A 14,354-nucleotide genomic window follows, 5' to 3' on the forward strand; every position below is an offset into this window, starting at 1 on the left:
ACCTTAGGGATCACCGGGTGATCCCGTGGTCATTCATCCCAGCAGGCGATGGCCTGCTTCACGTCGAACTTGCCCTCCAGCAGGGCGCGGCCGAGGATGACCCCCCTGACGCCTGTGTCCTTGAGCGCCTCTATGTCGGCCAGGCCGCCGATACCGCCTGAGGCCTGAAACGCCACGCTGGGGTAACGGGCGCAGAGATCCCGGTAGAGCTCGACGTTGCTGCCAGAAAGCGTCCCGTCCCGGCTGATGTCGGTGCAGAGCACGTGCTTGAGCCCGGCGGGAAGGAAGCGTTCGATCAGCGCCTCAAGGCTCACGCCGCTGTTCTCCTGCCAGCCTGCCACCGCAATCTGGCGATTGCCCTGGGCATCGATATTGACGTCCAGCGCCAGCACTATGCGCTCGGGGCCGTATTTTGCCATCCAGCTAGCCACCAGATCCGGGGACTTGACGGCGGTGGAGCCGACCACTACCCGGTTGGCGCCGGCGGCCAGCAGGTCTGCCACGTCCTGCTCGCTGCGCACCCCGCCGCCCACCTGTACCGGCGCCTGGGTCACGGCGAGCAGCTCGGTGATGAGGGCAAGCTGGCGCGCCTTGGCATCCTTGGCGCCGTCCAGATCCACCAGGTGCAGCTGCTCCGCCCCCTGGGCAACATAGTCGTCGAAGCGGGCCTGAGGGCTGCTGCTGTATGCGGTCTTCTGGCCGTAGTCCCCCTGATAGAGTCGGACTACCTGGCCATTGATGAGGTCAATTGCGGGAATGATCATCCTTGTTACAGCTCCAGAAAGTTTTGCAGTAAACGGGCACCGGCACTGCCTGAGCGCTCCGGGTGGAATTGGGCGCCGAAGAAGTTGTCACGGCCGACGATGGCGGTGAAGGGATGGCCATAGTCGCAGGTAGCGAGGGTCGCCTCTGTCACCTCCAGGGCGTAGGAGTGGACGAAGTAGAAGTAGCTGCCGCTTCGGATCCCCTTGAGCAGGGGGTGGGTCTCATCGTGCTCAATCTGGTTCCAGCCCATGTGGGGCAGGCGCAGATTGCCCACCTCCATCAGCCGGATCCTGCCTGGCACTATGCCGAGGCCCTCGATCAAGCCCTCATCCGATCCGTCACTGCCACTCATGGTCTCCTCGGAGGCCTGTGCCAGCATCTGCATGCCGAGGCAAAAGCCCAGCAGGGGCTGCTTGGCGGCGCGAATAAGGGGCACCAGTCCCCGTTCGTTGAGGTTGCGCATGGCGGCCACTGCTGTGCCCACCCCGGGCAGGATCAGCTTGTCTGCCTGCTCGATGTCGGCGGCCTGGCAGGAGACCTGCGGTTTTACGCCGAGGCGCTCGAACGCCATGCGCACCGAGGCGAGGTTCGCACAGCCCGTATCGATGATGACGAGGTTTTGCTTACTCAAACCCATCACAGCACCCCCTTGCTGGAGGGGAGTTCGCTCCCTTCCACCCGGATGGCCTGGCGCAGGGCGCGGCCAAAGCCCTTGAACAGCGCCTCCACCTGGTGGTGGGTGTTGCCGCTGCCGACCTTCATCTGCAGGGTGATGGCCATGGCGTCCGAGAGGGAGCGGAAGAAGTGGGGCACCATCTCGGTGGCCATCTCGCCCACGCTGTCGCGGCCAAAGCCGCTCGGGCAGTCGAACACGAAGTAGGGGCGGCCGCTCAAATCCAGCGCCGTGGCCACGTCCAGCTCGGTGAGGGAGGGGGTATCGGTGGTATGGCGCGGGCGGCCATCGATCACCGCCTGCACCTCGTCCATCGCCAGCACGAAGCCGAAGCGACCTATGCCGCGCTTGTTGCCAAGGGCCTGGCGCAGGGCCTGACCCAGGGCCAGCCCCACATCTTCCACCGTGTGGTGATCGTCGATGTGCAGATCGCCGCTGACTTTCAGCTTGAGGCGGAACCCGGCGTGGGTGGCTATCTGATCCAGCATGTGATCGAAGAAGCCGATGCCGGTGGCAATCTGGTTGCCGCCGCTCTTGTCCAAGTCCACCGCCACCTGGATGCGGGTCTCCTTGGTGTAGCGCTCCACCTCGGCCACACGCCCCTTGGAGAGCAGCTGATCACGGATGGCAAGCCAGTCGTGATCCTGCGGCTGGTAGCGAATGCCGCGGATGCCCATGTTCTCGGCAAGTTGCAGATCTGTCTGTCTGTCGCCAATCACGAAGGAGTTGGCAAAGTCGATACGACCCGAGGCGAGGTACTCCTTCACCAACCCGAGGTTCGGCTTGCGGCAGCTGCAACCGTCGGTGGGGAAGTGGGGGCAGATCAGCACCTGCTCCCAGATTACCCCTTGGGATTCAAAGATGTGCATCATCAAATCCTGAGGGGGCTGGAAGTTTTCCAGTGGCAGGCTGGCAGTGCCCAGCCCATCCTGGTTGGTCACCATCACCAGCACGTATCCGGCGGCCTGCAGCTCGCGCAGCACCGGGATCACCATGGGCTCGAAGCGCAGCTTGGCGAGGCTGTCCACCTGCTTGTCGGTCACCGGCTCTTCTATCAAGGTGCCGTCACGGTCGATAAACAAAAACGGGGTCTTCATCTGGCTACTTCCTTATACGCTGGCGGCAGACGGGTTGCTGGCTGAGGGGGTGCTGTTCGATAGATCACGCAGCACGGTGAGGACGGCGTCCATCTCCCCCTGATAGCCGATGGTGATGCGGATGCTGTTGTCCAGGCCCGGCTTGCTGGAAAAATCACGCAAGATGATGCCGGCGGCCTTCATGGCGGCAAAGACGGCGGCGCCATCGGTGAAGCGCACCAGCACGAAGTTGCCCTTGTCCTCGAACACCTCTTTCACGCAGCCAAGCCGAAGCAGCTCGGCCTTGATGAGGGCCTTCTGCTTGTTGAGCTCCTGCACCCGCTCCTGCATCAACGCCAGCCCCATGGGGGAGAGGGCCTGGGCTGCAATCTGGGCGATGGGCTCGGGGATGGGGTAGGGGGCTATCACCTTGGCCAGCATGGCGATCACCTCGGGATTGCCCAAGGTAAAGCCGCAGCGGATCCCCGCCAGGGCAAAGGCCTTGGAGAGGGTGCGAGTCACCACCAGATTGGGGTATTGGTCCAACAGATCCACCACTGAGCCTTCCGGGCAGAACTCGATGTAGGCCTCGTCCACCACCACGATGGCGCGCTCCCGGGCCTTCTCCAGCAAGGCGATGAGTCCCTTGCGGCCCACCAGATCCCCGGTGGGGTTGTTGGGGGAGCAGAGGAACACCAGCTTCACATCGGAGAGGCGATCCGCGATGGCGGGCCAGTCCGGCTGACGGCTGGCGGTGAGCGGCTGCTCGACGATGCCGACGCCGCAGGTCTCGGCGCTGATGGCGTACATGCCGTAGGTGGGGGGGCAGATGAGGATCTGATCTTCCCCCGTCTCGCAGAAGGTGCGGATCAGGAGCTCTATGGCTTCGTCGGCGCCGCGGCTCACCAGCACCTGATCCGGATTGACCCCGGCGTAGGCGGCGTAGCCGTTGACCACCTCGGCCGGCTGGCACTCGGGGTAGCGATTGAGGCGGTTGCCCTCGATGGTGAAGGGGTAGGCCAGCGGCGCCTCGTTGGCATTGAGCCAGACATGACCCTGACCACCGATGCGACGGGCGGATTGATAGGGGGTGAGGGCCCGCACCACGCGGCGAGCCAGATTGGCGATGCTCATGACAAATCCTTCTGCTGCTGGCTTGAAAGTGCGTTCAATCTGAGGGTGACGGCGTTTTTATGGGCATCCAGCCCTTCCGCATCGGCGATGCGCTGGACTATGGGGCCAAGACCCTGGATCCCCTCGATACTCAGCTCCTGCACCGTGTAGCGGCGCTGGTAATCCGCGAGCCCGAGGCTGGAGCAGGTGCGGGCATAGCCGTAGGTAGGCAGGGTGTGGTTGGTGCCGCTGGCGTAATCGCCGACCGACTCAGGCGTCCAGGATCCCAAGAAGATGGAGCCGGCGTTCTCGAGTCTGTCCAGCAGATCGCGGGGGGCTTGGGTCTGCACTATCAAATGCTCCGGCGCATAGGCGTTGGAGATGGCGCAGGCCTCGTCCAGATTGTCGCAGAGGATCACCAGGCTGCTGCCGAGCGCCTGGGCGGCGATGTCGCGGCGGCTGAGCTGGGCCAGCTGGCCCTTGATCTCGCCTGCAATGGCGTCGGCCAGGAGCGGCGATGTGGTCACCAGCACCACCTGGCTGTCGGGGCCGTGCTCGGCCTGGGAGAGCAGATCCGCCGCCACGAAGGCAGGATTGGCGCTCTCGTCGGCAATCACCAGCACCTCGGAGGGGCCAGCGGGCATGTCGATGGCGGCGCCGCGCCAGTCACGGGAGACCTGCCCCTTGGCTTCGGTCACGTAGGCGTTGCCCGGGCCGAAGATCTTGTCCACCTTGGGAATGCTCTGGGTGCCGTAGGCCATGGCGGCGATGGCCTGGGCGCCGCCGATGGCGAACACCTTCTCGACGCCACAGGCGCGGGCGGCAAACAGTATCTCGTCGCTGGCGGGCGACGGGGTGCAGAGCACCACCTCGCGGCAACCGGCGATGCCTGCCGGAATGGCCAGCATCATCACGGTGGAGGGGAGCGGCGCGCTGCCCCCCGGCACATAGAGGCCGACCCGGCTGATGGGCTGGGTGCGCAGCTCGCACACCACCCCGGGCTGGGTCTCCACCCGCACCACGGGTTGCGCTTGCGCGGCGTGGAAGGTGCGAATGTTGGCGATGGCCGCTTCGATGGCACCCTTGATGCCGTCATCCAGCCGCGCGCAGGCGGCCTCGATTTCGTCCTCGTTGACGCGCAGCTGTTCGCGGGGGGCGCGCTCGAAGCGCAGGCCGAGTTCCCGCAGGGCGTCGTCGCCACGGCTGCGCACGGCGCCGATGATCTCCTTGACCACGGCACCTATGTCCGCCTCGTCATTGAGCGCCGGCCGGGTCAGCACGTCGGCCTGTTGGGCGGGGGAGAGGGTCTTCCAGATCAGGGTCTGCATGATATCCCTTCCTTATTCCATCATCTTTTCGATGGGCAGCACCAGGATGGAGCTGGCGCCGAGGGCCTTGAGCTGCTCCATGGTCTCCCAGAACAGGGTCTCGCTGGATACCACGTGCAGGGCCACCTGATTGGTATCACCGGCCAGCTGCATGATGGTGGGGCGCTCGGCGCCCGGCAGCAGATCCGTGATGGCATCGAGCTTGTCTTTAGGCGCGTGCAGCATGATGTACTTGCTCTCGCGGGCCTGCTGCATCCCCTGGATTCGGGGCAGCAGCTTGTCGATGAGCTTCTGCTTGGCCTCACTCAAGGGGTTGGGAGCCTGCACCAGCACCGCCTTGGAGCGATAGATCACCTCCACCTCTTTGAGGCCGTTGGCTTCCAGGGTGGCGCCGGTGGAGACCAGATCGCAGATGGCATCGGCCAGTCCCGCGCGGGGGGCCACTTCCACCGAGCCGCCCAGCATCACGCTCTTGAAATTCAACCCCTTCTCGTCGAAGAAGCGCTTGAGCAGCCCGGGGTAGGAGGTGGCGATGCGCTTGCCTGCCAGACTCTGCGGCCCTGTGTAGGTGACATCTTCCGGCACCGCCAGGGAGAGGCGGCAGCCACCGAAGTCGAGCTGCTTGAGGGTCTTTACCTGATAGGGCAGATCCTGGGAGGCGCGAATGAGCTGAACCTCTTCCAGCACGTTCTCGCCTATGATGCCAAGGTCCACCACCCCTTCCATCACCAGCCCCGGGATGTCGTCATCACGCACCCGCAGTATGTCGATGGGCATGTTTTCCACGTGGGCGATAAGGCGCTGCTCGCGCAGGTTGATCTTGAGGCCGCAGCTCTTGAACAGGGCCTGGGAGTCCTGGCTCAGGCGACCGGATTTTTGCATGGCGATGCGCAGACGTTGTGTTTCCATTGCTCGATTTCCTTCTAGTCAAAAACGAAAAAACCCTCGGAAGTGTGTGCTTCCGAGGGTTCATGAATCTTGCGGTCCTTTTGGAAGTCACCAGTTAAGTGTCTTCCAGCAGTCAACCTCCTGAAAGACTAGTCGGGATGATGATGGTGATGATGAGTCTTCAGCAGGGTGAACTTCATGTAATCAATCCTTTACAAATAAGATGTCGTAGTTGACGCCTGATTTAAACTACCTGCCTTGACAGAAAATGCAACCTGAAATTGTGATTTGTCCGATTAAAGTGGAGAAAACGGTTTTCTGGTCGATAACTAATCAAGATAGCCTGAGGAGTGATCACCATGCCCAGCCAGGACCTGTTATTCCCCATCTTGCCGCGCGCGCCGTCGACCCCTAGCCCCGACGACATCAAGCGGGAGGTGACCCAGATCAGCCAGAAGCATCAGCTGCGCAAGATTGGCACTGACAACGGCGGCGGCGCCCAGCAGTACCAGCAGGGCCATCACCCGGCCAAGGGTGATCAGCCAAAGGTGCAGGAAGATGATCACAAGCCGGATCCGGACCATCAGATCGATCTCTTCGTCTGAACGCATTATCAGTCCCGCTTTCGCCACGCTTTTGGCATAATGGCCGCTTTTGCGCGGGACCCTCCTTTGACCATCCAGACCCTGTTCAAGCCAGATGGCCCTCTGGCCAGCCACATCGAGGGCTTCAAGGCCCGTGCGCCGCAACTGGAGATGGCCGAAGCGGTGGCGCGCGCCATCAAGAGCGGCGGCCGCCTGCTGGTGGAGGCGGGCACCGGCACCGGCAAGACTTACGCCTATCTGGTGCCGGCGCTGGAGTCCGGCAAGCGGGTGGTGATAAGCACTGGCTCCAAGAACCTGCAGGAGCAGCTCTTCTACCGGGACCTCCCCACCATCACAGGCGCGCTCTCCTACACCCCGCCGGTGGCCCTGCTCAAGGGGCGCAGCAACTACCTGTGCATAGAGCGGATGAACCGCCTCTTGAGCGAATCCCACCTGCAAAAGCCCGAGATCCTCAGCGATCTGGTCAAGGTGAAGTCCTGGTCCACCGCCACCGACAACGGCGATGTGGGTGACATTCCGGGGCTGCAGGAGAACGCCGAGATCCTCGCCCACGTCACCAGCACCAACGACAACTGCCTCGGCCGCGACTGCCCCTATTACGACGACTGCCATCTGGTGGTGGCTCGGCGACGGGCCATGGATGCCCAGGTGGTGGTGATCAATCATCACCTCTTCTTCGCCGATATGGCGGTGAAAGATACCGGATTTGGCGAGCTGGTGCCCGAATCGCAAGTCTATGTGTTCGACGAGGCGCACCAGTTGCCGGAGATCGCCACCAACTACTTCGGCAAGTCGGTGGGCAGCCGCACCATCCTGGATCTGGCACAGGACATCCAGCTCGCCTATAGAGCCGAGGCCCACGACATGGGGCAGCTTGGCAAGGCGGCGGACAGGCTCTCCATCGCCAGCCAGGACTTGCGCCTCGCCTTCGGGATAGACGGGGGGCGCGGCAATACCCGCGATATCCTGCGCCAGTCGCTCTGGGGCCAGGCCCTGGCCCGTCTCAACGACGCCATCGGGCTCTGCTACGAGGTGCTCAAACTCGCGCTCGGGCGCGGTGAACAGCTGGATCACGCCTTCGAGCGAGTCTGCGAGCTGCGCACCCGCCTAGGGGAGGTATTGGCGGTCAACCAGACAGGTTTCTCCTACTGGTATGACTGCTCCCGGCTGCATTTCTCCCTCAATCTCACCCCGCTGTCGGTGGCCGAGCGATTTGGCGCCGAGGTGCAAAAGCCCGAGGTGGCCTGGATCTTTACCTCAGCCACCCTGACGGTGGACAACCGTTTCGATCACTTCAAGGCGGAGCTGGGGCTGGCGGGCAGCGCCGAGCTTATCCTAGACAGCCCCTTTGACTACGCCGAACAGGCGTGGCTGTGCGTGCCGCGCTTCCTGCCGGAGCCCAATGCCTTCGGGCGGGGGGAACAGCTCGCCAATCTGATGATCCCCCTTATCAACAAGACGCCGGGGGGGTGTTTTTTCCTCTGCACCAGCCATCAGGTGATGCGGCAGGTGGCCGAGGTGCTGCGCCGAGAGATAGGCCGCACCGTGCTCTTGCAGGGGGAGGATAACAAGCAGCGGCTGCTCAAGACCTTCGTGGAGAACGGGCGCGCCGTGCTGGTGGCCACCAGCAGTTTCTGGGAGGGGATAGACGTGCGAGGGGCGGCATTGTCCTGTGTTATCATCGACAAACTGCCCTTTGCGAGCCCGGACGACCCGCTGCTCAAGGCGCGGGTGGATGATTGCAAGCTCAAGGGGGGAGATCCCTTCGCCGAGCTCCAGCTGCCCAAGGCGGTGATTGCCTTGAAACAGGGGGTGGGGCGGCTCATTCGTGATCGCAGTGATCACGGCGTGCTGGTCATCTGTGATCCGCGCATGGTCAACAAGCCCTATGGCGCCACCTTTATCAAGAGTCTGCCCGCCATCCCTCGCACCCGGGAGTTAGAGTCGTTGGGGAGTTTCTTTGACCGGGGCGCTTGAGCCTGACAGGCCGCGTACCCGGTGCACTCTGCATTCGACCTGCGATGCTGGCGGGTGGCTAGCGATTGACCGATTTACCATGTTAAGAAAACGGGTGAGCAGATCCCGCTTGCACGTTATGTCATTGACTGATTTATAGAGATTGGAACCCATGACCGAGTTGAAGATCCTGGCCGTTGATACCGCCACCGAAGCCTGCTCCGCCGCCCTGCTGGTGGGCGACAAGCTGTTCTCCCGTTGGGAAGAGGCGCCGCGGGATCACACCCAAAAAATCCTGCCCATGGTTCAGGCTGTGTTAGACGAGGCCGGTCTATCGTTGGCTGAGCTCGACGCCATCGCCTTTGGGCGTGGACCGGGCTCCTTTACCGGCGTGCGCATCGGGATCAGCGTGGCCCAGGGGCTCGCCTTTGGCGCCGGCGTGCCGCTCATTGGCATCTCCACCCTGGCTGCCATGGCCCAGGGGGCTCATCGTCTCGACGGCGCCGAGCGGGTGTTGACCGCCATAGATGCGCGGATGAACGAGGTCTATTTTGGCCACTACGAGCTGTGTGATGGCCGCATGCAGCTGGTGGGGGAGGAAGTGGTGAGCGATCCCGCCGCCCTGATTGACGCGCGCGGCAAGCTGGCGGGCAGCCTGAGCTGCGTCGGGACCGGCTTTGAAACCTATGGCGAGACGCTCAACGCCCTGGCCGACGAGCTGGCGGTGAGCCAGGTGCGCTTCCCGGCGGCGGTCGACATGCTGCCACTGGCTCGGGCCGCCTGGCTGGCGGGGGAGGCGGTCGCTGTGGAACAGGCTACCCCGGTCTATCTGCGCGACAAGGTGACCTGGAAAAAGCTGCCGGGTCGCGAGTGACATCCAACGGCGAGCCGCGACGCGACGCCAACGAGTGAAGGCGGACGGCGCGGACAAGGAGAGGCAAATGATGAAACGCGTGATCATGCTGGGCCTGACAGGGCTGCTGCTAGTCGGCTGCAGCTCGGTACCCAAGGAGCTGGCCTATGAGCCGGAAAGCCAGTTGGTGGCCTATCAACCTGCCCTGCAGGGGATGGAGGGCAAGCCCGCGCGCTGGAGCGGCGTCATCTCGGCGGTGCACAACGAGCAGGATCAGAGCATCATCGAGGTGGTCTACCTGCCGCTCAAAGCCAATGGCGTGCCGACCCAGACGGAGCAGAGCCCGGGGCGTTTTCTGGCCGTCATGAAGGGTTTTGTGGATCCGACGCTCTATGCCAAGGGACGCAGCCTGACGGTGCTCGGCACCCTGGACAAGCCGGTGGACAGCCAGATAGGGGATCACAAGTATCGTTTCTCTGTGCTCAAGGTCACCGCCAGCAAGCTGTGGCCGCCGGTGAAGGAGGTGGAGATCCGCTACATGGACCCCTACTTCTACGACCCCTTCTATGATCCCTTCTGGCCAAGACGCCACTACTCCCGCTGGTGATGATGGAAGAGCGCTTCCTCACCCTGGCCGACGGACGGCGCATCGCCCTGCTGGATAACGGCCGGCAGGGCAAGCCTCTGGTCATTGCCCTGCACGGCTGGCTCGACAACGGCGCCAGCTTCCTGCCCCTTGCCCCCCATCTCGATGAGTGCCACCTGGTCTGCGTCGATCTGCCGGGGCACGGTCATTCGGATCACAAGGCCACCCCCTATGTCTTCGTCGACTGGCTCGACGATCTCCATCAGATTGCCCAGGCTGCAGGTTGGCAGCGCTTCACCCTGCTCGGCCACTCTCTCGGGGCTCTGATCGCCAGCGCCTATGCCGGTGTCTTCCCCGAGCAGATAGTGCGGCTCGTCCTGCTGGAGGGGCTGGGGCCCCTCAGCCAACCCGATGAGGAGGTGCCCGCCCAGCTGCGACGGGCCATTCTCAATCGCAGCCGTACTCGCGAGCGAGCGTCCAGTGGGTTTGCCTCCCTCGACGAGGCGGTGGCGGCCCGCTGCAAGGTGGCTGACATCTCCCCGGCGGCGGCGCGCCTTATCTGCGAGCGTCAGCTGGAGGCGCGGGATGGGCGGCTGCATTGGCGCAGCGATCCCCGTCTGCGGGATCTCTCGCCCATGCGCATGAGCGAAGGCCAGGCCCAGGCGCTGATCCGGGCCATCGCCTGCCCTGTGCTCTTCATCCGTGGCGAGCAGGGGTTCCCGAGTCTGCTGACGCAGTGGCAACAGCGGGGGCCGGCCTTTGGCCAGATTGAAATGGTACAGGTGGCGGGAAATCATCACTTCCATATGGAAAATTCGGCAAAAACCGCCGTTTATATCGAAAACTTCTGTCAGATCCGGTAGGATCGCCGGCTTTGAATCATGTCAGGTTTGCTTTCTCCCTCACACTTCTCGTTGTTAATTTGCTGTTAATCGATGTTGCCTTATGTAACTATGTGCGGCATTAGAGCATGAGCTTAAAACAACTGATTGAAATGGATGTGACAGGGACGGAGGCAACACAGTGAGCGCACAGGTGCTAGTTATGCAGGAGAAGTTCGTGGAAAGAGTCTGGCTGAAGCGTTATCCAGAAGGGGTGCCCGCCGAGATCAATCCAGACCAATACGGCTCCCTGGTCGAGATGTTTGAAGAGTCGGTGACCCAGTTTGCCGACCAGCCCGCCTTCGTCAACATGGGGCAGACCATTACCTATCGCCGGCTGGAAGAGCAGTCCCGTGCCTTTGCCGCCTACCTGCAAAACGAGCTCAAGCTCGGCAAGGGCGACAGGGTGGCGGTGATGATGCCGAACCTGCTGCAATACCCCATCGCCGTGTTCGGCATACTGCGGGCCGGCATGACTGTGGTCAACGTCAACCCCCTCTATACCCCGCGCGAGCTGGAGCACCAGCTCAAAGACTCCGGCGCCAAGGCCATCGTCATCGTCTCCAACTTCGCCCATACCCTGGAAAAAGTGGTGCACGACACCCCGGTCAAGCACGTGATCCTGACCCGCATGGGGGACAACCTCGGCCTGGCCAAGGGCTCCCTGGTCAACTTCGTGGTCAAGTACGTCAAGAAGCTGGTGCCCAAATACAACCTCCCGCACGCCAGCACCATGCGCCAGGCACTGGCCAAGGGGCGCTACCTGCAGTACATCAAGCCCGAAATCAGCAACCAGGACATCGCCTTCCTGCAATACACAGGCGGCACCACGGGCCTCTCCAAGGGGGCCATGCTGACTCACCGCAACATGATTGCGAACGTGGAGCAGTGCCTCGGTGTCTATGGCCCCGTGCTGGAGCTGGGCAAGGAGTTCGTGGTCACGGCGCTGCCGCTCTACCACGTCTTCGCCCTGACGGTGAACTGCCTGCTGTTCATGCGCCTGGGTGGCTACAACCTGCTCATCAGCAATCCCCGCGACATCCCGGGCTTTGTCAAAGAGATCAAGAAGTACCCCTTCACCTGCATCACAGGGGTCAACACCCTGTTCAACGCCCTGGTCAACAACGGCGAGTTCCAGAGCATGGACTTCTCCCGCCTGAAGCTCACCATAGGCGGCGGCATGGCGGTGCAGCGTGCGGTGGCCGAGCAGTGGAAGGTGCTGACCCATACCCCGCTGCTGGAAGGCTATGGCCTGACCGAGTGTTCACCCCTGGTGAGCGTCTGCCCCTACGATCTGGTGGATTACAACGGCTCCATCGGTCTGCCGGTCTGCTCCACCGAGATCCGGCTGGTGGATGACAAGGGGCAGGTGATCACCGAGCTGGGTGCCCCCGGCGAGATGCAGGTGCGTGGCCCCCAGGTGATGACGGGCTACTGGCAGCGTCCCGAGGCCACCGCCGAGGTGATGCAGGATGGCTGGCTCTGTACCGGTGACATCGCCGTGTGCGACGAGCAGGGCTTCTTCAAGATCGTCGATCGCAAGAAGGACATGATCCTGGTCTCCGGCTTCAACGTCTATCCGAACGAGATTGAAGACGTGGTGGCGCTCCATCCCAAAGTGCTAGAAGTGGCCGCCGTCGGTGTGCCCAACCCGGTTTCCGGCGAGCTGGTGAAAATCTTCGTGGTCAAGAAAGATGCAAAGCTGGCGGAGGACGAGATAATTGCCCACTGCCGCAAACATCTGACTGCCTATAAGGTGCCGAAACTGGTAGAATTTCGCGACGAACTTCCCAAGACCAATGTGGGCAAGATCCTTAGGCGCGTGCTGCGCGACGAGGAGATTGCCAAGCAGTAACCGGCATGCACTGCTCTGCAGTCAAGCGCTGTCGTTATGCAAAACCGTGGGTCATGCCACGGTTTTTTCTTTCTGGGTCCCGACCAACGTGCAGGCAAAGATGCAATATCAACTCATTTCACAGCAAGCCGAACTGGAGCAGTATCTCGCTTCCCTGGCCGACGTTCCCCTGGCCATAGATACCGAATTCGTTCGCACCCGTACCTACTATCCCCAGCTCGGTCTGTTCCAGATCTATGACGGCGAACGCCTCGCCCTGCTGGATCCCCTGACCCTGGACCTCTCGGGGCTGTGGCAGCGGCTCGGCCGGGCAGGGCAGATCGCCATACTGCACGCCTCGGGTGAAGATCTGGAGCTCATCCAGCATCAGGCGGGCCACCTGCCCAACCAGATGCACGACACCCAGCTCGCGACGGCATTTCTAGGTTACGGCGTCTCGGTCGGCTTCGGCGCCCTAGTCAAGGAGTTCCTCGGCGTGGAGCTGGAAAAGGATCAGGCCCGCACCGACTGGCTGGCCCGTCCCCTGACCGCGCGCCAGCTCGAGTACGCGGCGGCGGATGTCTTCTACCTGATGCCCCTCTACGAGAAGGTGATGGCCAGGCTGCATGAGAGCGGCAAGTTTGCCTGGTTCGAGCAGGAGTGCCAGAACCACTCCGCCCGCAAGACCCAGGGCAGCGATCCCCGTCAGGCCTACCTCGAGATCATCAACGCCTGGCAGCTGGGTCGGCGCGAGCTGGCCATTCTGCGCGAGCTCGCCGCCTGGCGCCAGCAAGAGGCGGTACGCCGGGATCTGGCTCTGAACTTCGTGGTCAAGGAGCTGCACCTGTTCAAGGTGGCGGAGCGCCGTCCCACTTCATTGCGGGATCTCAACGAGCTGGGGCTGGCCCCCATCGAGATCAAGATCCACGGCAAGCGGATGCTGGACATCGTCGCCTCCGCCCAGCAGAGCGACCCCGAAGGCTGGCCCGAGCCCATTCGCCGACTGGTGGACTTCCCCCAGTACAAGGCCGAGCTCAAGCGCATCAAGGCCATGGTGGAAGAGAAGGCCAAGGCCAGCAACATTCCCCCTGAGCTGGTGGCCAGCAAGAAGATCATCCACCAGTACTTCACCTGGAGCTGGCGGATGAGCGCCGAGGAGCGTGCCCGCGCCGACAAGCCCATGCTGCTGCAAGGCTGGCGTCATGAGCTGGTGGGGCATCTGCTGGCCCAGTAACTTGTCGGGAAGCCGCACTGAAAAGGGGAGTCAATGACTTCCCTTTTTTTGTGTCCGTTGCAGTCCGGCCAGCCGGGCGAACAGGCATGAGCGCCCCTGGCGCCAGGGATCACCTATGGCGGGTAAAGGAAGCGGGGAGAGGAGTCACAGATAAATGGCGGGCACTGAGGGTGCCCTCATCAGAGTTCGTGGGCGTGGAATCCCTTGCGATAACGGGTTTCGCAGCGCGGGCAGCGTTGCAGGCTGGGATCCTGATCCAGCTGGTCGATGGCAAGCGGCTCCTCGCAATCGGAGCAGAGGCCATAGAGACCCAGTTCCATCTGGCAGAGCGCCGCGTCGAGGCGTTTCAGCCGTGCCACGCTCAGCTCCACCTTGGGCAAGTCGAGGCGACTGGTCAGATCCACCAGTTGATCCCGCTCGCAGCTTCCCACTTTTTGGGCCCAGTCGTCACGACGACAGGCCTTGAGCTGAGCAATCAGCTCTTCTCTTGTTTGCGCCCAATCGGTCAGCAGGCGCTCACGCCATTCGGCCAACCGGGCTTGCGTCACTTCACACACAACAG

At 62.7% G+C, this 14,354-nt stretch carries 14 protein-coding genes and 1 other annotated feature; of the genes, 7 read left to right on the top strand and 7 right to left on the bottom strand.

The window, feature by feature from the left end; translation table 11 throughout:
* Positions 1-29: 29 nt before the first annotated feature.
* From hisA to hisG, 6 genes are read right to left on the bottom strand one after another with little or no spacing between them, the layout of a single operon-like run.
* Complete coding sequence (gene hisA / locus OC537_RS05895; protein WP_139745477.1) at positions 30-764, bottom strand: 1-(5-phosphoribosyl)-5-[(5-phosphoribosylamino)methylideneamino]imidazole-4-carboxamide isomerase; 735 nt, start codon at positions 762-764, stop codon at positions 30-32.
* 5 nt (positions 765-769) lie between these two features.
* Entirely contained in the window at positions 770-1,402 is a 633-nt protein-coding gene (gene hisH / locus OC537_RS05900) for an imidazole glycerol phosphate synthase subunit HisH (RefSeq protein WP_262110242.1), read from the bottom strand.
* Complete coding sequence (gene hisB, locus OC537_RS05905; protein WP_163149335.1) at positions 1,402-2,535, bottom strand: bifunctional histidinol-phosphatase/imidazoleglycerol-phosphate dehydratase HisB; 1,134 nt, start codon at positions 2,533-2,535, stop codon at positions 1,402-1,404. The genes hisH and hisB overlap by 1 nt, the downstream gene beginning before the upstream one ends.
* A 12-nt stretch (positions 2,536-2,547) precedes the next feature.
* A complete protein-coding gene (gene hisC, locus OC537_RS05910) occupies positions 2,548-3,648 on the bottom strand; it encodes a histidinol-phosphate transaminase (protein WP_262110246.1) in 1,101 nt (366 codons plus the stop codon).
* Positions 3,645-4,955 (bottom strand): histidinol dehydrogenase, encoded by a 1,311-nt coding sequence (gene hisD, locus OC537_RS05915; RefSeq protein WP_262110248.1) that lies wholly within the window; start codon positions 4,953-4,955, stop codon positions 3,645-3,647. The genes hisC and hisD overlap by 4 nt, the downstream gene beginning before the upstream one ends.
* Before the next feature lie 12 nt (positions 4,956-4,967).
* Positions 4,968-5,864 (bottom strand): ATP phosphoribosyltransferase, encoded by an 897-nt coding sequence (gene hisG / locus OC537_RS05920; RefSeq protein WP_106886822.1) that lies wholly within the window; start codon positions 5,862-5,864, stop codon positions 4,968-4,970.
* A gap of 28 nt (positions 5,865-5,892) precedes the next feature.
* Positions 5,893-6,017, bottom strand: a sequence feature (His leader region).
* A gap of 185 nt (positions 6,018-6,202) precedes the next feature.
* On the opposite strand from hisG, the gene OC537_RS05925 reads away from it, so the two are divergent.
* The 7 genes from OC537_RS05925 (at position 6,203) to rnd (ending at position 13,792) form a co-directional block, all read left to right on the top strand.
* Positions 6,203-6,448 (top strand): hypothetical protein, encoded by a 246-nt coding sequence (locus tag OC537_RS05925; RefSeq protein WP_262110251.1) that lies wholly within the window; start codon positions 6,203-6,205, stop codon positions 6,446-6,448.
* A gap of 66 nt (positions 6,449-6,514) precedes the next feature.
* Positions 6,515-8,425 (top strand): ATP-dependent DNA helicase, encoded by a 1,911-nt coding sequence (locus tag OC537_RS05930; protein ID WP_262110253.1) that lies wholly within the window; start codon positions 6,515-6,517, stop codon positions 8,423-8,425.
* A gap of 151 nt (positions 8,426-8,576) precedes the next feature.
* On the top strand, positions 8,577-9,278 hold the full coding sequence (tsaB, locus tag OC537_RS05935) for a tRNA (adenosine(37)-N6)-threonylcarbamoyltransferase complex dimerization subunit type 1 TsaB (RefSeq protein ID WP_171276141.1): 702 nt from the start codon (positions 8,577-8,579) through the stop codon (positions 9,276-9,278).
* Positions 9,279-9,345: 67 nt separating this feature from the next.
* Entirely contained in the window at positions 9,346-9,864 is a 519-nt protein-coding gene (locus OC537_RS05940; RefSeq protein WP_139745484.1) for a Slp family lipoprotein, read from the top strand.
* Positions 9,864-10,706 (top strand): alpha/beta fold hydrolase, encoded by an 843-nt coding sequence (locus OC537_RS05945; RefSeq protein ID WP_262110259.1) that lies wholly within the window; start codon positions 9,864-9,866, stop codon positions 10,704-10,706. The genes OC537_RS05940 and OC537_RS05945 overlap by 1 nt, the downstream gene beginning before the upstream one ends.
* A 196-nt stretch (positions 10,707-10,902) precedes the next feature.
* Complete coding sequence (gene fadD, locus OC537_RS05950; protein ID WP_316044147.1) at positions 10,903-12,579, top strand: long-chain-fatty-acid--CoA ligase FadD; 1,677 nt, start codon at positions 10,903-10,905, stop codon at positions 12,577-12,579.
* Between the two features lie 100 nt (positions 12,580-12,679).
* Positions 12,680-13,792: a ribonuclease D gene (rnd, locus tag OC537_RS05955; RefSeq protein WP_262110263.1), complete on the top strand. Its 1,113-nt coding sequence runs from the start codon at positions 12,680-12,682 to the stop codon at positions 13,790-13,792.
* A 179-nt stretch (positions 13,793-13,971) separates the two neighbouring features.
* Here the strand turns inward: rnd and OC537_RS05960 are convergent, their stop codons facing one another.
* Positions 13,972-14,340, bottom strand: a complete 369-nt coding sequence (locus OC537_RS05960) for a TraR/DksA family transcriptional regulator (protein ID WP_111910584.1) — start codon at positions 14,338-14,340, stop codon at positions 13,972-13,974.
* Positions 14,341-14,354: the final 14 nt, after the last annotated feature.

The organism is Aeromonas sp. Marseille-Q5825 (assembly GCF_946892685.1).
GTDB lineage: Bacteria > Pseudomonadota > Gammaproteobacteria > Enterobacterales > Aeromonadaceae > Aeromonas > Aeromonas rivipollensis.